Origin of the sequence: Microbispora sp. GKU 823 (genome assembly GCF_002027145.1) — a bacterium.
Lineage (GTDB): Bacteria > Actinomycetota > Actinomycetes > Streptosporangiales > Streptosporangiaceae > Microbispora > Microbispora siamensis.
Map to the genome: position 1 here is coordinate 1 of NZ_MWJN01000042.1, position 22,328 is coordinate 22,328.

Below are 22,328 nucleotides of genomic sequence, written 5' to 3' on the forward strand. Positions count from 1 at the left end.
CCCCACCCCAAACACCGTCTCAACCCAAACGGCTTCCCCACCCCAGTCGACGTCCCAACCCGCCGACCAGGGCCCCACCGCACCACCCCCGACCGCACCAAGACCCCACCGCACCCGGACGAATGGCTAGGGTTACGGAGGTGACCGAGCGAATCATCCGTTTGCTGGCCCGCCACCTGCCCGGCTACGCGGTCAGAACCGTCGAGCGGCTGGGCGAGGGACAGGACAACGCGGCGTACGAGGTCAACGGTGAGCTCGTCGTACGGCAGAGCAAGATCGGCGATTCGGCTGCCCGCGCCGAAACGGTGAGGAGAGAAGCGGGGTTGCTCGCCGCGGTGAGCGAGTTGTCGCCGCTGCCGGTGCCGCAGCCCATCCTCGTGGATGAGGAGGCGGGTGTCCTCGCGTACCGGAAGCTGCCCGGCCGTCCGCTGAACCTGCACCCCGTCAGCGAGCCCGCGCGCTTGGCGGCTCCCCTGGGCGGTTTTCTCAGCCGGGTCCACGCGGCGCCGGTGGAGCGGATGGAGGCGTTCGTGCTGCGGGACGCCTATCCGATGACCGAGCTCCTGGAGGAGGCCGAAGGGAACTACCGGGACATCGTGGACCACGTGCCGCCGGCCGCCCGGCGGCTGGTCGAGGACTTTCTCGGCACCGCGGCGCCCGCCGAGCCCGGCGTGCTGACGTTCTGCCACAACGACCTGGGCAGCGAGCACCTACTGGTGGACGTCGAGGCGAGCGCCGTCACGGGGGTCATCGACTGGACGGACGCGGCCATCGCCGATCCCGCGTACGACCTGGCGCTCGTCTACCGGGACCTCGGACCCGAGGTCTACGAGCGGACGCTGGCGCACTACCAGGGCTACCACGATGACGCCGGCCACGAGCGGGCGGTCTTCTACGCGCGGTGCGCGCTGCTGGAGGACGTCGCGTACGGCCTGCAGACAGGCGCCCGGGCGTACACGGACGCCGGTCTGGCGCACCTTGGCCACACCTTCTCCTGACCACAGCGGTCAGCCGCTGACCAGGCGGTACCCCACTCCTCGGACGGTCTGGATCATCCTGTCCTCCACGTCGCCCAGCCGTGCGCGCAGGCGCTTGACGTGGACGGCGATGGTGTTGGTCGACATCCCGTCGGTCGAGTGCCAGACGTTGCGCATGATCTGCTCGCGGGTGACCGTTCTGTCCGCGTTGCGCATCAGGTAGTGCAGCAGCTCGAACTCGCGCAGCGGCAGGTGCACGACGCGCCCGCCGACCTTCACCTGGTACGCCGTCACGTCGAGCTCCACGTCGCCGATCGTCAGCACGGTCCGGCGGCCGTCCTGCCGGCGGAAGGCCGCCTGCACGAGGGGGAGCAGCTCGGGCACTCGATACGGCCTGGCCACGCAGGCCGTCGCGCCCGCCTCCAGAGCCTTGAGCGCCTGCTCGGCGTCGCTCCCGAAGTCGATGCCGAGCAGGACGGGCACGGTTCGCATGAGCCGTACGGCGCGGACGAAGTCGACGGGGCCGACGATGGGAAGGGAGGCGCAGATCAGCACGGCGTCGGGCCGGAGCGCCCCGGCCTGCAGCAGCGCCTGGGCGCCGTCCGGTACGCCGGTCACGTCGACGCCCTCGGCCTGCATGGCCGCCGAGAGCTGCCGCACCAGACCCGCGTCCGGATCGGCCACCAGGAGCATGGGCGCCGTCCGAGTGTCCCCCTCCACTGCGGGTGCCGTCACCCAGGTCCCTCCAATGCTGTCAGCCGGAAGCGGTCGTCAGCCGAAGCGGCCCGTGATGTAGTCCTCGGTCGCCTTCTCGGCCGGATTGGTGAAGATCTTCGAGGTCTCGTCCATCTCGACGAGCTTGCCGGGCTGGCCCTGCGCGGCGAGGTTGAAGAACGCGGTCTTGTCGCTGACCCGGGCGGCCTGCTGCATGTTGTGGGTCACGATCACGATCGTGTAGTCCTGCTTGAGCTGCGAGATCAGGTCCTCGATCGCCAGCGTCGAGATGGGGTCGAGCGCCGAGCACGGCTCGTCCATGAGCAGCACCTGCGGGCGTACGGCGATCGCGCGGGCGATGCACAAGCGCTGCTGCTGACCGCCGGACAGGCCCGCGCCCGGCTTGTTGAGCCGGTCCTTGACCTCGTTCCAGAGGTTGGCGCCCTTGAGCGACTCCTCGACGATGCCGTCCAGTTCGGACCGTGAGTGACGGCCGTTGAGCCGCAGGCCCGCGGCCACGTTGTCGAAGATGGACATCGTGGGGAAGGGGTTCGGCCGCTGGAACACCATGCCGATGGTCCGGCGGACCGACACCGGGTCGACGTCCGCGCCGTACAGGTCCTGGTCCTCCAAGCGGACCTTGCCCTCGACCCGGGCGCCGGGGATGACCTCGTGCATCCGGTTGAGGGTCCGCAGGAAGGTGGACTTCCCGCAGCCCGAGGGGCCGATGAAGGCCGTCACCGACCGCGGCTCGATCGTCATCGAGATGCCCTCGATGGCCTTGTGCGAGCCGTAGTAGGCGTCGAGGCCCGCGACCTCGATCTGCTTGGCCATTCCTTACCTCCTCCTCGCGGGCGAACGCCACCAGGTGATGAGGCGTGCGACCAGGTTGAGCAGCATGACGATCAGGATCAGCGTGAGCGCGCCGGTCCAGGCGCGGTTGATCGCGGTGTCCGTGGGACGGCCGGCCTGATCGAAGACGTACAGCGGAAGCCCCATCTGAGGCCCGTTGAACGGGTCGTTGTTGATGGAGTCGGTGATGAAGACGGTCAGCAGCAGCGGCGCGGTCTCACCGGCGACGCGGGCGACGGCCAGCATGACGCCGGTCACGATCCCGGTGAAGGCCGTGGGCAGCACGACCTTCACGATGGTGCGCCACTTGGGCACGCCCAGCGCGTACGACGCCTCGCGCAGCTCCCGGGGGACCAGGCGGAGCATCTCCTCGGCGGACCTGACCACGACCGGCATCATCAGGATCGACAGGGCGAGCGCGCCGGCGAAGCCGGAGAACGGCATGCCGAGCACGAGGATCCAGAAGGCCAGGACGAAGAGCCCGGAAACCACGGAAGGGACGCCGGTCATGACGTCCACGAAGAAGCTGATTATGCGCGAAAGCCGCCCGCCTTCGCCGTACTCGACGAGGTAGACGGCGGTGAGCAGGCCGATCGGGACCGCGATGAGCGAGGCGAGCAGGACCTGTTCGAGTGTCCCGATGATGGCGTGGTAGGCGCCGCCGCCGGCGTCGCGGGCTCCGATGTTGCGCATGGAGTGGGTGAGGAACTCCATGTCGAAGCGGCCGATGCCGTTCTTGACGACGAGCCACAGCACCGACAGCAGCGGGATGACCGCGAGCGCGAACGCCAGGTAGACGAGCACCTGGACGAGGCGGTCCTTCGCCCGCCGGGCGGCGGAGATGGGCTGGATTCCGGTCTGTACGGTCACGCTGCGGCCCTCGCGTACTCCTTGCGGCGGGCGATGACGAAGCGGGCGGCCATGTTCACCAGCAGGGTGATGAGGAACAGGACGAGACCCGAGGCGATCAGCGCGCCGCGGCCCACCTCGGTCGCCTCGCCGAAGCCGTTGGCGATGTTGGCGGCGATGCTGTTGCCGTACGGGCCGAGGATCTGGAACGAGATCTTGAACGTCGCCGGGAAGATGAGCGCGACCGCGATGGTCTCGCCCATGGCGCGGCCGAGGCCGAGCATGGCGGCGCTGATGACGCCGGGCCGGCCGAACGGCAGGACCGACATCCTGATCATCTCCCAGCGCGTCGCACCGAGCGCCAGCGCGGCCTCTTCCTGCATCTTGGGGGCCTGCAGGAAGACCTCGCGGGAGATCGCGGCGATGATGGGGAGGATCATGATCGCGAGCACGAGCGACGCGGTGAGCATGCTCTTGCCGACCACGGTGTCGCCGCCGAACAGCGGGATCCAGCCGAGGTAGTCGTTGAGGAACTTCGACGGGCCGAGCATGAACGGCACGAGGAAGGTGACGCCCCACAGGCCGTACACCACGCTGGGGACCGCCGCGAGGAGGTCCACCACGTAGCCCAGGACGGACGCGAGGCGCCGGGGCGCGTAGTGCGAGATGAACAACGCGACCCCGACCGCCACCGGGGTGGCGATGACCAGCGCGAGCAGCGAGCTCAGCACGGTGCCGAAGGCGAGCGCCCCGATGCCGAAGACGGGCTCGGTGGCGTTCGGCTGCCAGGTCAGCTCGGTCAGGAAGTGGGACGTGTTCGCCTGGAGGGCGGGGACGGCCTTGACGACCAGGAACACCCCGATCGCGGCCATGATCGCCAGAAGGACGATACCGGCCCCGGTCGAGGCGAAGCGGAACGGGCCGTCGCCGCGGCTGCGCCGGAAGGCGGACCGGCGCATGGCCGGCCCGCTCTCCCTGGTTCTGGTTGACGTCGCCATCTGGTTAGGAGATCGCCTCGACCGCAGTGCGGACCTTGGTGAGCAGGCTCGACGGCAGCGGCGCGTAGCCGAGGCCGGTCAGCGCCTGCTGGCCCTCGTCGCTGGAGGTGTAGGTCAGGAACGACTTGACCAGCTTCGCGTCGTCCGCCGACAGGCCCTTCTCACAGGTGATCTCGTACGTCACGAGCACGATCGGGTAGGCGCCCGCGGCCTTGGTGGCGTAGTCGATCGAGAGCTTGAGGTCGTTGCCGGTGCCCGCGATCTCCGCGGCCTCGACGGTCTTGGCGGCGCTCTCCGGGGTGAGCTCCACGAACTCGCCGGAGCCGTTGGCGACCTTGGCCTTCTGCAGCTGCGAGTTCTCGGCGAAGGAGAGCTCGACGTAGCTGATCGCGCCCTCGGTGCTCTTGATGCTGGACGCGATGCCGTCCGAGCCCTTCGCGCCCTGGCCCTGCGCCTCGGCCGGCCAGGCCTTGGCCGGCTCGTACGGCCAGTCGGCCGTGGCCTTGAGGAACTTGGTGAAGTTGTCGCTGGTGCCCGACTCGTCCGAGCGGTGGAACGCCTGGATCGCGGTCGAGGGCAGCTTCGCGTCGGGGTTGTCCGCCTTGATGGCCGGGTCGTCCCACTTGGTGATCTTGCTGTTGAAGATGCCGCCGATGGTCTTCGGCGAGAGCTGGAGGCCGTCCACACCCGGCAGGTTGTAGACGACGGCCACCGGGCCGGTCACCATCGGCAGGTTGATCGCCTTGCCGGTCTTGCACCGGGCGTCGGCCTGGGCGGGCTCGCCCTTGTCGTCCTTCAGCGCCGAGTCGGAGCCGGCGAAGGCCACCGTGCCCTGGATGAACGCCTGGACACCGGCGCCGGAGCCGCTCGGGTTGTAGTTGATGCTGACGCCGGGGTTCGACGACTGGAAGTTCTTCTTCCACTCCGCGATGGCGTTCGCCTGGGCCGAGGAGCCGGCGGCGTTGATGGTGCCCTTCAGGGTGTCGTCGCCCTGCGCGGGAGCGGCGGCGCTGGAGGTGCCCCCCGCGGTGCCAGTGTTGTCATCGGTCCCGCATGCGGCGAGCGAGAGCACGCCGACGATAGTGGCGGCTGCGAGCCGGCCTGCATACTTCACGGTTGTTCCTCCCCTTGTCTCTCAACATCAGGGACGGTAGGGAGCCAAGGTGACCTAAAACCTTGGTAAAGGTGAACGGGTAATGAACGCCCCCAGTCGCTCTTGTGCGACCCCGGAAGAGATAACGAGCAGGTCACGGGCGTTATGGGAGAGGATTGAGTTCATGAAGCGTGTATGTCTGGTCTGCATGGGGAACATCTGCCGCTCGCCGATGGCCGAGGTCGTGCTCCGCCGTACGCTGGCCGAACGCGGGCTCGACGTGGAGGTGGACAGCGCCGGCACCGGCGGCTGGCACGCGGGTGAGCCGATGGACGAGCGGGCCCTGGCCACGCTGGCCGAGCACGGCTACGACGGCTCGTCCCACCGGGCCCGCCAGTTCGACCGGGCGTGGTTCGCCGAGCGTGACCTCGTCCTCGTGATGGACCAGGACAACCTACGCGCCGTACGGCGGATCGCCCCGCCGGACGCGGACGTCCGGCTGCTGCGGTCGTTCGACCCCGCAGCCCCCGAGGGCGCCGAGGTGCCCGATCCCTACTACGGGGGACGCGAGGGGTTCGTCGAGGTGCTGCGCATGGTCGAGGCCGCTTGTGAGGGGGTGGCGAAGTACCTTGAGGATCACTAGGAACCTCGGCGGCGGTCACGCCTGGACGCTGCACGAGGGCGTGCTCGACGACGGCCGCAGGGTGTTCGTCAAGAAGAGCGCGGACGCGTCCGCCGTCCTCGACAGCGAGGCGGCGGGGCTGCGCTGGCTGGCCGAGCCGGGAGCGGTCGCCGTCCCCGAGGTGATCGCCGCGGACGGCGGCACGCTGGTGCTCGAGTGGGTCGACACCGCTCCCGCGACGGCCGGGGCCGCCGAGCGGTTCGGGCGTGAGCTGGCCGCCCTGCACGCCGCCGGGGCCGCGGACTTCGGCGCCCTCTGGCCCGGCTACATCGCCGAGCTTCCGATGGGCAACGAGCCCGCGCCGGACTGGCCGTCGTTCTACGTGTCCCGCCGGGTGCTCCCGTTCGTACGGCTCGCGCGCGACCGCGGCGCGCTGTCGGCCGCCGATGTGGAGCTGGTCGAGGAGGCGTGCGACCGGGTGGCGGAGGTCGCCGGGCCGGCCGAGCCGCCGAGCCGGATCCACGGCGACCTGTGGAGCGGGAACCTGCTGTGGTCGGCGGGCGGGGTCGTGCTGGTCGATCCGGCCGCCCACGGCGGCCACAGGGAGACCGACCTCGCGATGCTGGCGCTGTTCGGGGCGCCGCACCTCAACACGATCCTCGCCGCCTACCGCGAGGCGGCGCCCCTCGCGGACGGCTGGCGTGAGCGCGTGCCGCTGCACCAGCTCCACCCGCTCGCCGTCCATGTCTGCCTGTTCGGCGAGGCGTACCGCGGCAGCCTCCTCACCGCCGCGGGCGACGTGCTGGCGTTGTAGGGCTCAGCGGGAGGACAGGCGCTTGAGGACCTCGTCGTGGAGCAGGCCGTTGGTGCAGACGAGGTTGCCGCCGTCGAGGGGCGGGGTGCCGTCGAGCGAGGTGCAGGAGCCGCCGGCCTCCTCCACGATGATCGTGAGCGCGGCCATGTCCCAGGGCGACAGCTCGGGCTCGGCGGAGATGTCCACCGCGCCCTCGGCCACCATCATGTGCGACCAGAAGTCGCCGTAGCCGCGGGTGCGCCAGCACTCCCTCGTGAGGTCGAGGAACGGGTCGAGCCGCCCGGCCTTCTCCCATTCCTCCAGGTCGGAGAAGGAGAAGGAGGCGTCGTCGAGGCGGCCGACCGAGGACACCTCGCAGCGCGTGGCCTTGCTCAGGCTCCGCCCGGTCCACGCGCCGCTCTCCTTGGCGGCCCACCAGCGGCGGCCGAGCGCCGGGGCCGAGACCACGCCCACGACGACCTTGCCGTGCTCCATCAGCGCGATCAGCGTGGCCCACACGGGCACTCCGCGTACGTAGTTCTTGGTGCCGTCGATCGGGTCGACGATCCAGGAGCGCATGCCGTACCCGGTCATGCCGAACTCCTCGCCCACGACGGCGTCGCGGGGCCGGGCACGGCGCAGCGTGCCGCGGATCGCCTCCTCCACGGCCCGGTCGGCGTCGCTGACCGGGGTGAGGTCGGGCTTGGTGTCGACCTTGAGGTCCACGGCCTTGAAACGGCGCATCGTGATGTCGTCGGCGGCGTCCGCCAGCAGATGCGCGAGGTGCAGGTCGTCGCGGTACTCCGTCACGTGCCCAACGTATCGTGCCGCGACCTGCTCACAGCAGAGGAAGGATCGCTCCAAACCGTACCAGCCGGTAACATCCCGGCCATGGACATCGGCGCCTTCATGCTCGACAGCGTCCCGTTCGCGCGGCTGCTCGGCATCACGTTCGACTCGATCGGCAGCGGTGAGGCGGTCGCCCGCCTGGCCGACCGGGGAGACCTGCACAACCACGTGGGCGGCCCGCACGCGGGCGCCCTGTTCACGCTGGCCGAGACCGCCTCGGGCGCGGCCATGCTGTCGGCCTTCGGCGACCAGCTGTCCCGGGCCGTGCCGCTGGCGACCGAGGCGAAGATCGGCTACCGCAAGCTCGCCATGGGAGAGGTCACGGCCGCCGCCACCCTCAGGGCCGAGCGGGAGGCGGTCGTCGCCCGGCTGGACGCGGGGGAGCGGCCCGAGTTCGAGGTCGCCGTCGAGATCCGCAACGCCGAGGACGTCGTCGTCTCGGAGATGACCGTCTCCTGGACCCTGCGCCCCAACCGCAAGGCCTGACCGCTCACTCGGCCAGCAGGTCGTCCGGCGAGGAACGGGCGAGACCGGCGAGGGTGGACAGGGCGCGTGCCAGCGTCTCGGCCGGTGGTGAGGCCAGGCCGAGGCGGACGGCGTTCGGTGTGCGGTTGTCGCCGACGGCGAAGGCCGCCGCCGGAGTGACGGCGATGCCGTGCCGCGCGGCGGCGGCCACGAACGTGTCGGCCCGCCACGGCGGCGGGAGCTCCCACCAGCAGTAGTAGGACCGCGGGTCGGCGCGGACGGCGAACTCGCCCAGGTGGCGCGTCGCGATCTCCTGCCGGGCCTCCGCGTCCCGCCGCTTGCCCCGGCTCAGCGAGTCCACGACGCCGTCGCCGGCCAGCCGGGCCGCCGCCTCCAGCGCGAACCGCGGCGGCGCGGAGCCTCCCGCGTGCAGCGCAGCGGTCACGTTGGGGACGACGGCCTCGGGCACGACGGCGAATCCGACGGTCAGCCCGGGGGCGAGCCGCTTGGAGAGGCTGTCGACGAGGATCGTGCGCTCGGGCGCCACGGCCGCGAGCGGGGGCGGCTCGTCCCGGAGGAACGACCAGATGCCGTCCTCGATCGCGGGCAGGTCCAGCCGCGCGAGCACGGCCGCGAGCTCGGCGCGGCGCTCGACCGGCATGGTGAGCGACAACGGGTTGTGCAGCGTCGGCTGGAGGTAGACCGCTCTCAGCGGAGCCTTACGGGCGGCGCTCTCCACCGCCTCGGGCACCAGGCCGGCCTCGTCGACAGGCAGGGGCACGAGGGTGACCCCGAGCCGGGTGGCGATCGTCTTCACGACGGGGTAGGTGAGCTCCTCGACGCCCAGCCGCGCGCCCGGCGGGACGAGCGCGGCGATGACGGCCGCGATCGCCTGGCGTCCGTTGCCGGCGAAGAGCACCCGTGCCGGGTCGGGTCGCCAGCCGCGCGGGCGAGCAGGTCCGCGACGGCCTCGCGGGCGAGGGGAGTGCCCGCCGCGCCCACCGGCCGCATGGACACCTCCAGCACGTCGGGGCGCAGCAGCCGCCTGAGGCCGTCCCCGAGCAGGCGGGCCTGATCGGGGATGACGGGATAGTTGAGTTCGAGGTCGACCCGGGTGCCGCTGGGCTCGGCCAGGGCGGTTCCGGGACGCCGGGCGGAGGCGCGTACGAATGTGCCGCGGCCGACCTCGCCGACCGTCAGGCCGCGGCGGGTCAGCTCCGCGTAGACGCGCGCGGCGGTGGAGCCGGCGATGCCGCGCCGCCGGGCGAAGTCGCGCTGCGGAGGCAACCGGTCTCCCGGCCTGAGCCGCCCGGCCGCGATGTCCGCGGCCACCTCGTCGGCCAGTTCCCGATAGCTCTCCACCGCCGCCTCCTCTCGCGTCAGGGTGAACGCATCCAAACACAATATTGCTCCGAGAGCAATATTGAATATTGCATTCTTTGTGAGTGGTGAAATAGCCTGAGGAAGCCGTCCGGACCGGCACCGATGACCAGCGAAGAAAGGGCGGCGTCATGGTCGAACCGAAGGCGGTGCTGGGTGTCGTGTCCGTGGCGCTCGGAATGGTGCTTTCTCCGGGCCCGAACATGATGTATCTCGTGTCGCGGAGCGTCAGCCAGGGACGCCGGGCCGGGATGATCTCATTGAGTGGAGTCGTCGCGGGATTCCTCGTCTATCTGACGGCGGCGAATCTCGGCCTGGCGGCGCTGTTCGCCGCGGTTCCGCAGGTTCTCACCGCGATACGGCTGGCCGGGGCGGGTTACCTGATATGGCTCGCCTGGAAGACGATCAGGCCCGGCGGGGTTTCGGTGTTCGCCGTGCGGGACGTGCCGGACGACCCGCCGTCCCGGCTTTTCGCCATGGGAATGATGACGAACCTGCTCAATCCGAAGATCGCCATTCTGTATGTCTCCGTCATTCCGCAGTTCGTCGATATCGGGGCGGGGAACGTGCTTGCTCAGGGCGTCGTTCTCGGCCTTTTCCAGATCGCGGTGGCCTCGACCGTGAATCTGTCGATCGTGCTCGCCGCCGGAAGTGTCGCGGGCTTCCTGACGCACCGGCCGGCGTGGCTGCGAGCCCAGCGGATCGTCATGGGGAGCATGCTCGGAGCGCTCGCCGTAATGCTCGCCCTCACCCGGAGCGCGTCGTTCTAGTCGTCGTCGTTCTAGTTCGCGTCGTTCTAGTCGTCGTCGGCGGAGCCCTCACGGCTGGCGAGCAGGCGGCGCAGGGACTCCAGGCGCGCGGGATCGGCGTGACCCTCCGCGACATAGCGGTCGAGGGCGCAGTCGTCGCCGAGGTGGGTGCAGCCCTTGGGGCAGTCGGCCGTGGCGTCCACCAGGTCGGGGAAGGCGGCGAGCACGGTCTCCACCGAGATGTGGGCGAGCCCGAAGCTGCGTACGCCGGGGGTGTCGATGATCCAGCCGCCTTCCGGCAGTTCCAGGGCGACCGCGGAGGTGGAGGTGTGCCTGCCCCGGCCGGTGACGGCGTTCACGTGGGACACGGCCCTGCGGGCGTGCGGCACCAGCGCGTTGACCAGGGTCGACTTGCCGACCCCGGAATGGCCGACCAGCACGCTGATGCGGTCCGCGAGCGCCTCGCCCAGGTCGTCGAGCGGGCCGCCCTTGCGCACGACGACGTACGGCACGCCGAGGGGCTCGTACAGCGCCACGAGGTCGTCGGCGGGAGCCAGGTCGGCCTTGGTGAGGCACAGCAGCGGCTCGATGTCGGCGTCGTAGGCCGCGACGAGCATCCGGTCGATCATCCGGGGGCGCGGCGGGGGATCGGCGAGCGCGGTGACGATGACCAGTTGGTCGGCGTTGGCGACGATGGGACGCTCGATGTCGTCCACGTCGTCGGCGCTGCGACGCAGCATCGAGGTGCGCTCCTCCACGCGGACGATGCGCGCCAGCGTGTCGGGCTGCCCGGTCACGTCGCCCACCAGCGCCACACGGTCGCCCACGACGATGCCCTTGCGGCCGAGCTCACGGGCCTTCATCGCGACGACGAGCGTCCGCTCGCCCCGCCGCTTCTTCGGCGTCGTGGAGCGGGGGACGCCCTCGCCCACGAGGCAGGTGTAGCGCCCGCGGTCGACGGCCACCACGAAGCCCTCGACGGCCTCGCTGTGGGCAGGCCGGATCCGGGTCCGAGGCCGTGAGCCCTTGCCCGGCCTGACCCTGACGTCGTCCTCGTCGTACTGCCGCCTTCTCAGCGCCCGCGCCCCGATCGCCCGGCGGGAACCAGCCCGCCGCTCATCCCTCGCCGCCCAGCATCGCGGCCCACATGCGCGGGAACTCGGGCAGCGTCTTGGCGGTCGTCGCGATGTCCTCGACCTCGACGCCCGGCACGGCCAGGCCGACGATCGCGCCCGCCGTGGCCATGCGGTGGTCGGCGTACGAGTGGAAGACGCCGCCGGTCAGCGGCCGGGGGTGGATCTCCAGGCCGTCGTCGGTCTCCCTGGCGTCGCCGCCCAGCCGGTTGATCTCCGTGGCGAGGGCGGTGATCCGGTCGGTCTCGTGCCCCCGGATGTGCGCGACGCCCCGGATCCGGGACGGCCCGTCGGCCAGCGCGGCCAGCGCGGCGATCGTGGGGGTGAGCTCGCTGACGTCGTGCAGGTCGGCGTCGATGCCCCGCACCCTGCCTTCGCCGGTCACCCGCAGGCCCTCCGGCACCCGCTCGACCCGCGCGCCCATCTCGGCGAGCAGCCCGCGAAGCTCGTCGCCGCCCTGCGTCGTCTCCTCCGGCCAGTCCGGCACGACGACGGAGCCCCCGGTGACCAGGGCCGCCGCGAGGAAGGGGGCGGCGTTGGACAGGTCGGGCTCGACCGTGACGTCCCTGGCCCGGATCGGGCCGGGCTGCACCCGCCACACGTCGCGCTCGGAGTCGTCCACCTCGACCCCCGCCTGGCGCAGCATCTGCACGGTCATCTCGATGTGCGGCATCGACGGGACGGGCGGGCCGCTGTGCCGCACCGTCACGCCCTTCTCGAAGCGCGCGGCGGCCAGCAGCAGGCCGGAGACCATCTGCGAGGAGACCGACGCGTCGAGGGTGACCTCGCCGCCCGGGATCGGCCCCCGGATCGTGAACGGCAGCGTGTCGTTGTCCACCGACGCGCCGAGCGCGCGCAGCGCGCCCAGGATCGGGCCCATCGGCCGCTTGCGCGCGTGCGCGTCGCCGTCGAAGAAGACCGGTCCGTCGGCCAGCGCGGCGACCGGCGGCACGAACCGCATGACGGTCCCGGCCAGGCCGACGTCGATCGACACCCCGCCGCGTACGGGATGAGGGGTCACCGACCAGTCCACGCTGTCGGCGCTCTCGTTGGACGGCGTCATCTCGGCGCCGAGCGAGCGCAGCGCCGCCGCCATCAGGTCGGCGTCGCGGCTGCGCAGCGCGAGCCGTACGGTGCCGGGGGCGTCGGCCAGCGCGGCGAGCAGCAGCGCGCGGTTGGTCACCGACTTCGAGCCGGGCAGGCGGACCGTCGCACGAACCGGCTCGGCGGCGACCGGGGCGGGCCAGAGCGGCGCGGCGGCGTTCTTCTCGACGCCGTTCTGGTCGATGGCGTGCGGCACGGCGCCGCCGGACGCGGACTGCGGAGTGGCCATGCCGCAAGCTTAGTGCGCGCACGCTCGTCCGCACCGTCGCGAGAGCGCGTGCGGCCCGCGCGAGTGGCAGTCTTGGTGTCATGTGCGGGAGGTACGCGTCTGCGCGCAAGAAGCAGGAGTTGCTGGAGGAGTTCCAGGTCGAGCTGGACGGGGTGCCCGACCAGGTGCCCGGCGGCGAGCTCCGGCCCGACTACAACGTCGCGCCCACCAAGAACGTCTACGCGGTCATGAGCCGGGTGCCGAAGGACGACGGCGGCGAGAGCGCGGGCGACGAGCCTGTCAGACAGCTCCGGGTGGTCCGGTGGGGGCTCGTGCCGAGCTGGGCCAAGGACCCGTCGGTGGGCTCGCGGATGATCAACGCCAGAGTGGAGACCGTGGCGGAGAAGCCGTCCTATCGCAGGGCGCTGAAGTCCCGGCGCTGCCTGATCCCGGCGGACGGCTACTACGAGTGGATGCCGCTGGAGGGCAAGAAGAAACAGCCCTTCTTCATCCACCCCGCCGACGGCGGCGTGCTCGCGATGGCCGGCCTGTACGAGTTCTGGAAGGACCCCACCCGCCCCGACGACGACCCGCTGAAGTGGCTGTGCACCTGCACGGTGATCACCACCACGGCGACGGACAAGCTGGGCCGCATCCACGACCGGATGCCGATGATGGTCGAGCGCGACCGCTGGACGGAGTGGCTCGACCCGCGCGTGACCGACCCCACCGGCCTGCTCGTCCCGGCCGGCCCGGACCGGCTGGAGGCGTACGCGGTGTCGGACGCCGTCAACAGCGTCCGCCACAACGGCCCGGAGCTGATCGAGCCCCTGGAGGGCGACGACGTGCCGCGTCTGTTCTGACCCGCGGTGAGGGTGTAGGCGGCGCGTGAAGTGGGCATCCGTTCGAGAAAGCGGTCGCACGGAAAGTGACCGGCCGCTGACCGACCAGGAGGACCGGGGGCTCCTGGACGGGTGACTCCCCCACTCCCGGAGGTGCGGATCCGTGGACGTCGCGACCGCGCGTATGCGCCTGGAAAGCATGCTCGCCGAACTCGACCGGTCGATCAGCGTGCTGCGTGGGGATCCGGCCGCCGGGCACGACAGGTCCCTCGCCGACGCGGGAGCCGACCTCACCGAGGCCGACCGGACCCGGGCCATGCTCGACGCCGCGTCCCGGCAGCGTACGGCCGTGCTGGCCGCGCTGCGACGGCTGGACGACGGCGGTTACGGCCGCTGCGTCGACTGCGGCACGCTCGTGCCGGAGGGCAGGCTGGAGGCCCGCCCCGAGGCGGCCCGCTGCGTGCAGTGCCAGTCGCGGGCCGAGCGCCGCCGCTGAGGACCCGTTTCAAGTGCCTGCCCGAGCGCCCGTCCGTGCGGCGTTCTGGAGAGCGCTCACAACGGCTTGCGCGCGCTGGCCACCAGGTGGATGCCGACGGTGTCGTCGCCGTCGGCCTGGGTTTCCAGCTCGGTCCGGACCAGCCAGGACAGCGACTTGCTCTCCGAGCTCAGCACGTGGTCGACGGTGGAGGGGGACAGCACCGTGCGCGGGCGCACCCACTCCACCTCCAGGCCGGCGCCGGTGATCAGCTCGCGGATCTGCTGGCTGGTGAAGCAGCGGGTGATGCTGCCGTCGGGCCAGGGGATGAGCATGACCTCGCCCGTCTGGCACAGGTGCGCCCAGTAGTTCTGCTCGGCCAGGATCGCCATCCCGAGGACCAGCGAGTCGACGCACAGCAGCGCGCGCCCGCCTGGCCGCAGCACCCGGGCCACGTCCTCGATGACCGACTCCGCCATGATCTCGACCGACAGCACGCGCTCCTCGGCGATCACGCCGTCCACGCAGCCGTCGGGCAGGAAGCCGAGGTTGTCGGCGCGCACCTTCTGTATGCGGTCGGAGGCGTCGCGCAACCACGGTTCCGCCGGCCTGCGGAAGTCCATGACCTCGATCACCCGGTGACCGGCGCGCGCCGCCTGGGCCGGCCACCGCCCCCGTCCGCCGGACAGGTCCAGCAGGAGGGAGGGGCGGCCGGGCAGCCACTGGCGCAACTGTTCGGCGACGACCGCGTGATAGAAGGTCCAGTACGGCCCGAGTGTGCCCGAGCCGTTGAGTTCGTTGGCCGGTATAGGCAGCACGAGCGACTCCTGGACTCTTGGCTGCCCCGCGCATGGGCGTGCGGCAGCGAAACACGGTTTCCGGGCTACCAAGCCGGTGCTTACTTTTTTCCCCGCACCGGGTCGTTCGTCACCTCAATCTGCACCGGGAACAGACTCTACGCCCGCCCTGTTGCAGTTGGGCATGAAGACGTTGGTGCTGCCAGAAGGCCTCGACGGGCTGGACGTTGCCGGGCCGGTATCCTCGGCTGGGTACGAAGTCCTTAAGGGGGTGGGTCCGGTCTCCAAGACAGCCGAGGAGACTCTGGAGCAGCGCAGCGAGCGGTTCGAGCGCGACGTCATGCCGTTTCTCGACCAACTGTACTCGGCCGCGCTCCGGATGACCCGAAACGCAGCGGATGCGGAGGATCTCCTGCAGGAGACCTTCGCCAAGGCTTTCGCCTCCTTCCACCAGTTCCAGGAGGGGACGAACCTCAAGGCCTGGCTCTACCGCATCCTCACCAACACGTTCATCAACAGCTACCGGAAGAAGCAACGGGAGCCCAAGCAGGCGGGCACCGAGGAGATCGAGGACTGGCAGCTCGCGCGGGCGGAGTCGCACACGTCCAGCGGTCTGAAGTCGGCCGAGATCGAGGCGCTCGAGCACCTTCCTGACAGCGACGTGAAGGACGCTCTCGCCGCGCTCCCCGAGGAGTTCCGCATCGCCGTCTATCTGGCGGACGTGGAGGGCTTCCCGTACAAGGAGATCGCCGACATCATGGGCACGCCCATCGGGACCGTGATGTCGCGCCTCCACCGCGGCCGCCGGCAGCTGCGCAACCAGCTCGAGGACTACGCGCGCGAGCGAGGTCTCGTGCGGTCGGACTCCCGTGGCGCGGGTCTCGGCGGAACGCTTGGCGAGGAGGAGCGATGAGCTGCGGGAAACACCACGACACCCCGTGTAGCGAGGTGCTCGACCGGGTGTACACCTACCTGGACGGCGAGCTGGACAGCGACCGCATCGCCGAGATCAGGAAGCACCTCGACGAGTGCGGCCCGTGCCTGGAGGAGTACGGCCTCGAGGAGGCCGTCAAGCGGCTCGTGGCCAAACACTGCGGGTGCGACCCCGTCCCGCAGGACCTGCGCAGCAAGGTGCTCACCCGGATCGAGCAGGTACGCGCCGAGATGGCGGAGTAGCCCCCGGTCCACGGAAGGCGTGATCCGTCCGAGCCGGGGCAATGCTCGTTAGGATCTTCCGTTACAGGCCGGGAAGGGCGGGGACATGCGGGCACTGGTCACGGGCGGGGCGGGGTTCATCGGGTCCACCCTCGTCGATCGGCTGTTGGCGGACGGTCACGAGGTCGCGGTGGTGGACGACCTGTCGTCCGGCCACGCGCGCAACCCCGACGCCCCCCTGCACGTCATGGACGTGCGCGACCCCGCGCTCGCGGAGCTCGCCGAGCGCTGGCGGCCGGAGGTCGTCTGTCACCTCGCCGCGCAGATCAGCGTGCGCAGGAGCGTGGCCGACCCGGTGACCGACGCCAGGATCAACGTCGAGGGCACGGTGAACGTCCTTGAGGCCGCCCGCCGCGCCGGGGCCCGCAAGGTCGTCTACGCGTCCTCCGTCGCCGTCTACGGCAGGCCGGCCGTGATCCCGGTCCCGGGCGACGCCCCCACCGATCCCCGCTCGCCGTACGCCGCCTCCAAGCTCGGCGGCGAGCTGTACCTGGCCACCTACCGGGCGCTGCACGGGCTCGAATACACCACGCTCGTGCTGTCGAACGTCTACGGGCCACGTCAGTCGCCCGAGGGCGAGGCCGGGGTGGTCGCCATCTTCACCGACGCCCTGCTGGCGGGAAAGCCCACGGTCGTGTACGGCGACGGCTCCCAGACGCGCGACTACGTCTTCGTGGAGGACGTGGTGGACGGCTTCGCCCGCGCCTGCGGGCCGCACGGCGACGGCCGCCGAATCAACCTCGGCACCGGCGTCCAGACCACCGACCGCGAGCTGCACAGCCTGGTCGCCGCGGCGGCCGGAGCACCCGACGAGCCGCGCTTCGAGCCCTCTCGGATGGGCGACCTCCCCGCGATGGCCGTCGACCCCACTCCGGCGTACGAGGTCCTCGGCTGGCGTCCCCGGCACGACCTGTCCACCGGCCTCAAGGCCACCGTCGAATGGGCCCGCCAGGCGCTCGCCTGACGGGTGCCCGTCGGCTGACGGCCCGGCTCGCCCCGTGAAAAGGCACCGACATACCGGTGCAATTGCACGCGGTGTGATGGCTTGGTTACGGTTTGGCTGCGATGGTCGCGACATCCCGGACCGGCCATCGGCCCTTCTGTAGCCTGAGTGCGACATCGACGTGGAGGCGGCGCAATGCTTGGGAAGACCGTCGTCAGGCTGATAGTGGCGCTGGCGCTGCTCACTCCGGTGGTGGCTCTGGCCGGTCTCGCGGCCGGCACCCCAGGGATCTCCTGGACGTAGTCACTGCCCGTGGGCCGGTCCGGCAGGGCCGGCCCACGGGTCCGATCCGCATTCAAGGTGGCCGCCATGCGGGAACTTCCGTGGCCCGCCAGGGTCTACTTCGTCGCGCTCGTCGGAACCGCCGGTCTCGTGATCACGCGCGGTCTCCTCGCGCATCACGGGCTCGCGGCGGAGGACTGGTCGGCGCTTCTGGTCCTGGCGCTGCTCTTCCTGCTCTGCGAGTCGGTGCCGACGCTGCTCAACGTGCCGCACGTCGCGGTGTCGGTGAGCTTCTCCGCGGCGCTGGCCGCCGTGGTGCTCGTCGGCCCGGAGGGCGCGGCCCTGGTCGGGCTGGCCGCGGTCGTGAGCGTGCGCCCCGGCCTGCCGATGGTGAAACGGCTGTTCAACGGCGCGCAGTACGCCCTGTGCGGGTATGCCGCCGGATGGGCCTACGAGAGCGCGGGAGGGCGGGCCCACCTGCCCGAGCCGGCCGACTTCCCGGGCATCCTGGTGCCGTACGCCGCGGCGACGGGGGTCTTCGTGGCCGTCAACTTCGCGCTGACCGCGGTCATCCTGCGCCTGGCGTCCGCGGTGCACAAAGACCAGGTCTCGCTTCGCGCGATGGTGCAGTTCCTGAGCTCCTACGTCGGCTTCGCCACCTTCGGCCTGCTGATCGCGGCCCTGTGGTCGACGGTGCAGTCCATCTCGGCCGTGCTCGTGCTGCTGCCGCTGTTCGTGGCCCGGTGGGCGCTGGGGCACTACCACGCCGAGCAACGGGCGTACGACGCGACCATCGCGGCGCTGTGCCAGGCGGTGGAGACGAAGGACTACTACACGCGCGGCCACTGCACGCGGGTCTCCGCGGCCTCCTCCATGATCGGCGAGGAGATCGGGATGGGCACCGAGCGGCTGCGCGCGATCCGGTACGCGGGCATGCTCCACGACGTGGGCAAACTCGGCGTGCCGACCAAGGTGCTGCAGAAGGACGGCCGCCTGACCGAGGAGGAGTACGCCGCGATCCAGCTCCACCCGATGCGCGGGCTGGAGATCGTGCGGGGCATCGACTTCCTCGACGAGGCGTTCGCCGGGATCATGCACCACCACGAACGACATGACGGAAAGGGCTACCCGATGGGCCTGGCCGGGTCGGAGATCCCCGAGTTCGCCCGGATCATCGCGGTGGCCGACGCGTTCGACTCCATGACCTCCGACCGCTCCTACCGCAAGGCCAAGTCGATCGAGTTCGCGGTCGGCGAGCTGCGCAAGAACGCGGGAACCCAGTTCGACCCCGACATGGTGTGCGCGTTCGTCAAGGCGCTCGACCGGCACGGCTGGGACCTGGCTCAGCCGGTGCCCGTCCCGCCCGACGACGCCGCCGTGGAGACCACGGTGAAGGACCACGACGACCCGACGACGCCCATCCAGGTGGTGTCGGAGCGGTGAGGGAGCGTCGGCTGACGGCCAGGCCGGTGGGGCTCGACTCGGGCCAGCTCCTGCTCATCTGCGCCGCCGGGATGCTGACCGTGGCGGGGATCGCCCACACCGCGGCGGAGGGCCTGACCGATCCGCGGGTCGCCATCGGGTTCGGCGCGCTCATCGCCGCCGGGGAGCTCGCCCGGCTCACGATGCCCGGCAACCGCGAGGTCGCCCCGATCTCCACCGCCGCCTCCCTCGGGTACGCCCTGCTGCTCGACGTGGGCGGACGGCCGGCGCATCATTCGGCCCTGCAGGTCGTGGCGGTGATGTCGGTCGGCATGATCGCGGGCGGGCTGCCGCACCTGGCGGTCGGCCGCCCGCCGCGTCTCGACGCGATGGCCCGGCGGCTGCTCGCCGGGTCGCTGCTCGCCTTCGCCTACCGGCCGCTCACCGGCCCGCTCGGGAAGCTCGCGGGGGACACGGCCGACCGGCACGGCAACTGGTGGCCGGCGCTCGGCGTGATGGCGGTGCTCGTCACGGTCATGCTCGCGGCCGACGTGGTGATCGCGGCCATGCTCCGGGCCGACCAGGTCAGGACCGCGTTCGTCGTCGCCGTACGGGACGAGATCAGGATGGCCGCGCCGCTCGGCGCCGCCGTCGCTGCGTCGGGCATCCTGCTCGCGCTCGCCTCGCACAGCATGGACATGACCGCGCTGCCCGCGTTCGCCGCGCCGTTGCTCGTCACGCAGGTGGCGTTCCGCAAGTACGCCGGCATCCGGGCGACCTACCTGCAGACCGTGCGGGCGCTGAGCCGGGTCACCGAGGTCGGCGGGTACGTCGAGCCGGGCCATTCGCGCCGTGTCAGCCAGCTGTCGGTCGCCATCGGCCGTGAGCTGGGCATGGCGGAGCCGCAACTGCTGGAGCTGGAGTACGCCGCGCTCATGCACGACATCGGCCAGCTCTCGCTGCGCGATCCGATCCCCGGCGGTGCGACCGTGCTGGCCGACCCCGAGCAGGCGCGGCGGATCGCCGAGCTGGGCGCCGAGGTGATCAGGAAGACCGGCGTGCTCCACGGCGTCGCGGAGATCGTCCGGCGGCAGTGCGACACGCTCGGCGAGTCGCCGCCGATGGCCAGCCGCATCATCAAGGCCGCCAACGCGTACGACGACCTCGTGGGCGGATCGACCGACAGGGACCGGGCGGCGGCGGCCCTGGAGCGGCTGCGCCTCGACGGCGGGTCGGCCTACGACCCCGGAGTGGTGGAGGCGATGGCGCGCGTCGTCGACCGACTTGTGCTCGTAACGCGCTTGTAGCAGACGTAGCATCGGAACGCCTCCAACGCCACGCCGGGCCCATTGTTGTTGTAGCGACCCTACAGATTCGGCCCCCGCGTTCAGTCGGAACGGTCGGGGGGACGGAGCGGGGGATCATCCTAGAGTTGGCTGCGTGTTCGACTCAGTTCTCGTCGCCAATCGTGGTGAAATCGCCCGCCGGATCATCCGTACGGTGCGGGGCATGGGGCTGCGCGCGGTCGCGGTCCACTCCGAGGCGGACGCCGATCTGCCGTTCGTGCGTGAGGCCGACGACGCCGTGCTCCTCGGCCCCGCGAATCCGGCCCAGAGCTATCTCGACATCGACAAGGTCCTCCAGGCCGCCCGTACGACGGGAGCGCGGGCGGTCCACCCCGGATACGGGTTCCTCGCGGAGAACGCCGCGTTCGCCCGTGCGGTGATCGACGCCGGCCTCGTCTGGATCGGCCCGGATCCCAAGGCCATCGAGCAGATGGGCGACAAGATCAACGCCCGCAACCTGATGGAGGCCGCGGGTGTGCCGGTCGCCGCCGGGACCAGGGAGCCGGTGTCCGACCTCGCGCAGGCCGAGCGGGCCGCCGCGGAGATCGGGTACCCGGTGATGGTGAAGGCGGCCGCCGGGGGCGGCGGGATCGGCATGGGCGTGGCGCGCGACGACGAGTCGCTGGCCAAGGCCTTCGAGCAGGCCTGCCGGGCGGCCGCCCGCTTCGGCGGCGAGCCCGCCATCCTGCTGGAGCGCTACATCGAGCGGGCCAGGCACGTCGAGGTGCAGATCCTCGGCCTCGCCGACGGCACCGTGGTCGCCCTGGGCGAGCGGGACTGCTCGGTCCAGCGGCGCCACCAGAAGGTCGTGGAGGAGAGCCCGTCCCCCGGAGTGACCCCGGAGCTGCGCGAGCGGATGCTGGCGGCGGCCGTACGGGCGGGGGAGGCCGTGTCGTATCGCGGCGCGGGCACGGTGGAGTGCCTGGTGGACGCGGACGCCCAGGACTTCGTCTTCCTGGAGATGAACACCCGCCTCCAGGTGGAGCACCCCGTCACCGAACTGGTCACCGGCCTCGACCTGGTGGAGCACCAGATCCGGGTCGCGGCCGGTGAGACCTACTCCGTCGAGCCGCGGGTGAGCGGCCACGCCATCGAGTTCCGCGTCTACGCCGAGGACCCCCGCAGGTTCCTGCCCGGCCCTGGCAAGATCGGTGTATGGGAGGAACCGGCGGGCGAGGGGGTGCGCATCGATTCGGGATACGCGGCGGGCAACACCGTCACGCCGTTCTACGATCCGCTGATGGCCAAGCTCTGCGTCGCCGGCGCCACCCGCGAGGAGGCGCTGGAGCGGGGCCGGGAGGCCGTCGCCGCGTTCCGGATCGAGGGCCCGAAGCACAACCTGCCGTTCTGCGCCGAGTTGCTCGACCACCCCGAGTTCGTGAGCGGGGACTACGACACCGGGCTGGTCTCCCGGATGAGAAAAGCTTGATCTGCTGGATTATTTGAGGGGAGTTCCCGCGTGGCCGAGGTGCGCGCCGAGATGGTGGCGAACGTCTGGAAGATCGTTGTGAGCGAGGGCGAGGTCGTCGAGGAGGGCGACACCCTTGTGATCCTGGAGTCGATGAAGATGGAGATCCCCGTTCTCGCCGAGGACGCCGGGACCGTCTCGAAGCTCCAGGTGAAGGAGGGCGACGTCGTCCAGGAGGGGGACGTCATCGCCGTCATCGAGTAACGAGTAGAGCGGGCCGGAGGTTCACAGACGGGAGAGGAACCGTTCCCGGTCGACCACGACCCGCTCGATCGTGCCCGTGGCGACCAGGGCGCCGGTCTTGTCGACGGCCCTGACGGAGAAGACGAGCCGCCTGCCGTCCACCTCCGTGAGTTCGACGCCGATCTCGACGTGCATCCCGACCGGGCTGGGCAGACGGTGCTCGATCAGCACCCTGGTCCCCACCGTGGTCTGCCCCGGCTCCAGGTGATGCTGGACGGCCTTGACCGTGGCTCCCTCGGCGAAGGACAGCAGCCGCGGCGTGCCCAGCACCGGCACGTCGCCGCTGCCGACCCGGATCGCCGTGTCCTCGCGCTCCACCATGATGAGGACCTCGGCGCGCAGACCTGGAGCAACACTCATGCGAGCCAGCCTATTGGGTCGCCATTCCCGGATGCCCGTGGAGATTGCCAGGCAACTAAAAGGGGCCGTGAAGCGTCTTAATCGGCAGCGGGGACTCCATGATGCTTTCCGGGCGGCGGAGGCGGGGCAGCGGTTAGGGTGGTGCACTG

General features: G+C 70.9%; 26 protein-coding genes. 14 read left to right on the forward strand and 12 right to left on the reverse strand.

What is annotated here, in order from left to right:
• The first annotated feature begins 140 nt into the window (after positions 1–140).
• Positions 141–998 carry a phosphotransferase family protein gene (locus tag B1L11_RS22200; RefSeq protein ID WP_218671252.1) on the forward strand — a complete coding sequence of 286 codons (858 nt, stop codon included), beginning with the start codon at positions 141–143 and terminating at the stop codon, positions 996–998.
• Positions 999–1,007: 9 nt separating this feature from the next.
• Here B1L11_RS22200 and B1L11_RS22205 read toward each other — a convergent pair whose 3' ends face one another.
• Genes B1L11_RS22205 through pstS form a run of 5 tightly spaced genes read right to left on the reverse strand, consistent with a single transcriptional unit; the run spans position 1,008 to position 5,504 of the window.
• Positions 1,008–1,712, reverse strand: a complete 705-nt coding sequence (locus B1L11_RS22205) for a response regulator transcription factor (protein WP_239108952.1) — start codon at positions 1,710–1,712, stop codon at positions 1,008–1,010.
• 36 nt (positions 1,713–1,748) lie between these two features.
• A complete protein-coding gene (gene pstB, locus B1L11_RS22210) occupies positions 1,749–2,525 on the reverse strand; it encodes a phosphate ABC transporter ATP-binding protein PstB (RefSeq protein WP_079316264.1) in 777 nt (258 codons plus the stop codon).
• Positions 2,526–2,528: 3 nt separating this feature from the next.
• Positions 2,529–3,413, reverse strand: coding sequence for a phosphate ABC transporter permease PstA (pstA, locus tag B1L11_RS22215; protein WP_079316265.1), 885 nt, complete (start codon positions 3,411–3,413; stop codon positions 2,529–2,531).
• A complete protein-coding gene (gene pstC / locus B1L11_RS22220; RefSeq protein WP_079316266.1) occupies positions 3,410–4,390 on the reverse strand; it encodes a phosphate ABC transporter permease subunit PstC in 981 nt (326 codons plus the stop codon). The genes pstA and pstC overlap by 4 nt, the downstream gene beginning before the upstream one ends.
• Positions 4,391–4,394: 4 nt before the next feature.
• Positions 4,395–5,504 carry a phosphate ABC transporter substrate-binding protein PstS gene (gene pstS, locus B1L11_RS22225; protein WP_079316267.1) on the reverse strand — a complete coding sequence of 370 codons (1,110 nt, stop codon included), beginning with the start codon at positions 5,502–5,504 and terminating at the stop codon, positions 4,395–4,397.
• 163 nt (positions 5,505–5,667) lie between these two features.
• On the opposite strand from pstS, the gene B1L11_RS22230 reads away from it, so the two are divergent.
• Positions 5,668–6,126 carry a low molecular weight protein-tyrosine-phosphatase gene (locus B1L11_RS22230; protein WP_079316268.1) on the forward strand — a complete coding sequence of 153 codons (459 nt, stop codon included), beginning with the start codon at positions 5,668–5,670 and terminating at the stop codon, positions 6,124–6,126.
• Complete coding sequence (locus B1L11_RS22235; RefSeq protein WP_079316269.1) at positions 6,113–6,919, forward strand: fructosamine kinase family protein; 807 nt, start codon at positions 6,113–6,115, stop codon at positions 6,917–6,919. Before B1L11_RS22230 ends, B1L11_RS22235 begins: the two co-directional genes overlap by 14 nt.
• Before the next feature lie 3 nt (positions 6,920–6,922).
• Here the strand turns inward: B1L11_RS22235 and hisN are convergent, their stop codons facing one another.
• On the reverse strand, positions 6,923–7,708 hold the full coding sequence (gene hisN, locus B1L11_RS22240; protein ID WP_079316270.1) for a histidinol-phosphatase: 786 nt from the start codon (positions 7,706–7,708) through the stop codon (positions 6,923–6,925).
• 81 nt (positions 7,709–7,789) lie between these two features.
• On the opposite strand from hisN, the gene B1L11_RS22245 reads away from it, so the two are divergent.
• Positions 7,790–8,233, forward strand: a complete 444-nt coding sequence (locus B1L11_RS22245) for a DUF4442 domain-containing protein (protein ID WP_079316271.1) — start codon at positions 7,790–7,792, stop codon at positions 8,231–8,233.
• 4 nt (positions 8,234–8,237) lie between these two features.
• On the opposite strand, the gene B1L11_RS22250 is transcribed toward B1L11_RS22245, so the two are convergent.
• Together B1L11_RS22250 and B1L11_RS51610 are read right to left on the reverse strand one after the other, a co-directional pair.
• The gene (locus B1L11_RS22250) at positions 8,238–9,131 is read right to left on the reverse strand and encodes a PLP-dependent aminotransferase family protein (RefSeq protein ID WP_256862784.1); all 894 of its coding nucleotides are present in this window, start codon (positions 9,129–9,131) and stop codon (positions 8,238–8,240) included.
• Positions 9,026–9,574 carry a GntR family transcriptional regulator gene (locus B1L11_RS51610; protein ID WP_256862785.1) on the reverse strand — a complete coding sequence of 183 codons (549 nt, stop codon included), beginning with the start codon at positions 9,572–9,574 and terminating at the stop codon, positions 9,026–9,028. Before B1L11_RS51610 ends, B1L11_RS22250 begins: the two co-directional genes overlap by 106 nt.
• Before the next feature lie 149 nt (positions 9,575–9,723).
• On the opposite strand from B1L11_RS51610, the gene B1L11_RS22255 reads away from it, so the two are divergent.
• On the forward strand, positions 9,724–10,362 hold the full coding sequence (locus tag B1L11_RS22255) for a LysE family translocator (protein WP_079316272.1): 639 nt from the start codon (positions 9,724–9,726) through the stop codon (positions 10,360–10,362).
• A 26-nt stretch (positions 10,363–10,388) separates the two neighbouring features.
• Here B1L11_RS22255 and rsgA read toward each other — a convergent pair whose 3' ends face one another.
• Together rsgA and aroA are read right to left on the reverse strand one after the other, a co-directional pair.
• On the reverse strand, positions 10,389–11,417 hold the full coding sequence (gene rsgA, locus B1L11_RS22260) for a ribosome small subunit-dependent GTPase A (RefSeq protein WP_079316273.1): 1,029 nt from the start codon (positions 11,415–11,417) through the stop codon (positions 10,389–10,391).
• Positions 11,418–11,457: 40 nt separating this feature from the next.
• The gene (gene aroA, locus B1L11_RS22265; RefSeq protein WP_079316274.1) at positions 11,458–12,807 is read right to left on the reverse strand and encodes a 3-phosphoshikimate 1-carboxyvinyltransferase; all 1,350 of its coding nucleotides are present in this window, start codon (positions 12,805–12,807) and stop codon (positions 11,458–11,460) included.
• 80 nt (positions 12,808–12,887) lie between these two features.
• Between aroA and B1L11_RS22270 the strand changes: the two genes are divergently transcribed.
• Complete coding sequence (locus B1L11_RS22270; RefSeq protein WP_079316275.1) at positions 12,888–13,649, forward strand: SOS response-associated peptidase; 762 nt, start codon at positions 12,888–12,890, stop codon at positions 13,647–13,649.
• A gap of 142 nt (positions 13,650–13,791) precedes the next feature.
• Complete coding sequence (locus tag B1L11_RS22275) at positions 13,792–14,124, forward strand: TraR/DksA family transcriptional regulator (RefSeq protein ID WP_079316276.1); 333 nt, start codon at positions 13,792–13,794, stop codon at positions 14,122–14,124.
• A gap of 56 nt (positions 14,125–14,180) precedes the next feature.
• On the opposite strand, the gene B1L11_RS22280 is transcribed toward B1L11_RS22275, so the two are convergent.
• Complete coding sequence (locus B1L11_RS22280; protein ID WP_079316277.1) at positions 14,181–14,921, reverse strand: class I SAM-dependent methyltransferase; 741 nt, start codon at positions 14,919–14,921, stop codon at positions 14,181–14,183.
• Positions 14,922–15,171: 250 nt separating this feature from the next.
• On the opposite strand from B1L11_RS22280, the gene B1L11_RS22285 reads away from it, so the two are divergent.
• From B1L11_RS22285 to B1L11_RS22315, 7 genes are all read left to right on the forward strand, one after another.
• Positions 15,172–15,813 carry a sigma-70 family RNA polymerase sigma factor gene (locus tag B1L11_RS22285; protein WP_079316278.1) on the forward strand — a complete coding sequence of 214 codons (642 nt, stop codon included), beginning with the start codon at positions 15,172–15,174 and terminating at the stop codon, positions 15,811–15,813.
• Positions 15,810–16,076, forward strand: coding sequence for a mycothiol system anti-sigma-R factor (gene rsrA / locus B1L11_RS22290; RefSeq protein WP_079316279.1), 267 nt, complete (start codon positions 15,810–15,812; stop codon positions 16,074–16,076). Before B1L11_RS22285 ends, rsrA begins: the two co-directional genes overlap by 4 nt.
• An 85-nt stretch (positions 16,077–16,161) precedes the next feature.
• Positions 16,162–17,079 carry an NAD-dependent epimerase/dehydratase family protein gene (locus B1L11_RS22295; RefSeq protein WP_079316280.1) on the forward strand — a complete coding sequence of 306 codons (918 nt, stop codon included), beginning with the start codon at positions 16,162–16,164 and terminating at the stop codon, positions 17,077–17,079.
• 348 nt (positions 17,080–17,427) lie between these two features.
• On the forward strand, positions 17,428–18,783 hold the full coding sequence (locus B1L11_RS22300) for an HD-GYP domain-containing protein (RefSeq protein ID WP_079316313.1): 1,356 nt from the start codon (positions 17,428–17,430) through the stop codon (positions 18,781–18,783).
• Positions 18,780–20,069, forward strand: a complete 1,290-nt coding sequence (locus tag B1L11_RS22305) for an HD-GYP domain-containing protein (RefSeq protein WP_239108954.1) — start codon at positions 18,780–18,782, stop codon at positions 20,067–20,069. Before B1L11_RS22300 ends, B1L11_RS22305 begins: the two co-directional genes overlap by 4 nt.
• A 133-nt stretch (positions 20,070–20,202) precedes the next feature.
• Entirely contained in the window at positions 20,203–21,537 is a 1,335-nt protein-coding gene (locus B1L11_RS22310; protein ID WP_079316281.1) for an acetyl/propionyl/methylcrotonyl-CoA carboxylase subunit alpha, read from the forward strand.
• Positions 21,538–21,567: 30 nt separating this feature from the next.
• Complete coding sequence (locus B1L11_RS22315) at positions 21,568–21,780, forward strand: biotin/lipoyl-binding carrier protein (RefSeq protein WP_143737451.1); 213 nt, start codon at positions 21,568–21,570, stop codon at positions 21,778–21,780.
• A 21-nt stretch (positions 21,781–21,801) separates the two neighbouring features.
• Here the strand turns inward: B1L11_RS22315 and B1L11_RS22320 are convergent, their stop codons facing one another.
• Positions 21,802–22,179, reverse strand: coding sequence for a thioesterase family protein (locus B1L11_RS22320; protein ID WP_079316282.1), 378 nt, complete (start codon positions 22,177–22,179; stop codon positions 21,802–21,804).
• Between the last annotated feature and the right edge of the window lie 149 nt (positions 22,180–22,328).

Bases quoted from the DNA above. Each gene is read 5' to 3' on its own strand.
- pstC (WP_079316266.1), bottom strand. From the start codon at position 4,390: ATGGCGACGTCAACCAGAACCAGGGAGAGCGGGCCGGCCATGCGCCGG.
- B1L11_RS22320 (WP_079316282.1), bottom strand. From the start codon at position 22,179: ATGAGTGTTGCTCCAGGTCTGCGCGCCGAGGTCCTCATCATGGTGGAG.
- B1L11_RS22230 (WP_079316268.1), top strand. From the start codon at position 5,668: ATGAAGCGTGTATGTCTGGTCTGCATGGGGAACATCTGCCGCTCGCCG.
- B1L11_RS22255 (WP_079316272.1), top strand. From the start codon at position 9,724: ATGGTCGAACCGAAGGCGGTGCTGGGTGTCGTGTCCGTGGCGCTCGGA.
- B1L11_RS22270 (WP_079316275.1), top strand. From the start codon at position 12,888: ATGTGCGGGAGGTACGCGTCTGCGCGCAAGAAGCAGGAGTTGCTGGAG.
- rsrA (WP_079316279.1), top strand. From the start codon at position 15,810: ATGAGCTGCGGGAAACACCACGACACCCCGTGTAGCGAGGTGCTCGAC.
- aroA (WP_079316274.1), bottom strand. From the start codon at position 12,807: ATGGCCACTCCGCAGTCCGCGTCCGGCGGCGCCGTGCCGCACGCCATC.
- B1L11_RS22300 (WP_079316313.1), top strand. From the start codon at position 17,428: ATGCGGGAACTTCCGTGGCCCGCCAGGGTCTACTTCGTCGCGCTCGTC.
- pstB (WP_079316264.1), bottom strand. From the start codon at position 2,525: ATGGCCAAGCAGATCGAGGTCGCGGGCCTCGACGCCTACTACGGCTCG.
- B1L11_RS22245 (WP_079316271.1), top strand. From the start codon at position 7,790: ATGGACATCGGCGCCTTCATGCTCGACAGCGTCCCGTTCGCGCGGCTG.
- B1L11_RS22295 (WP_079316280.1), top strand. From the start codon at position 16,162: ATGCGGGCACTGGTCACGGGCGGGGCGGGGTTCATCGGGTCCACCCTC.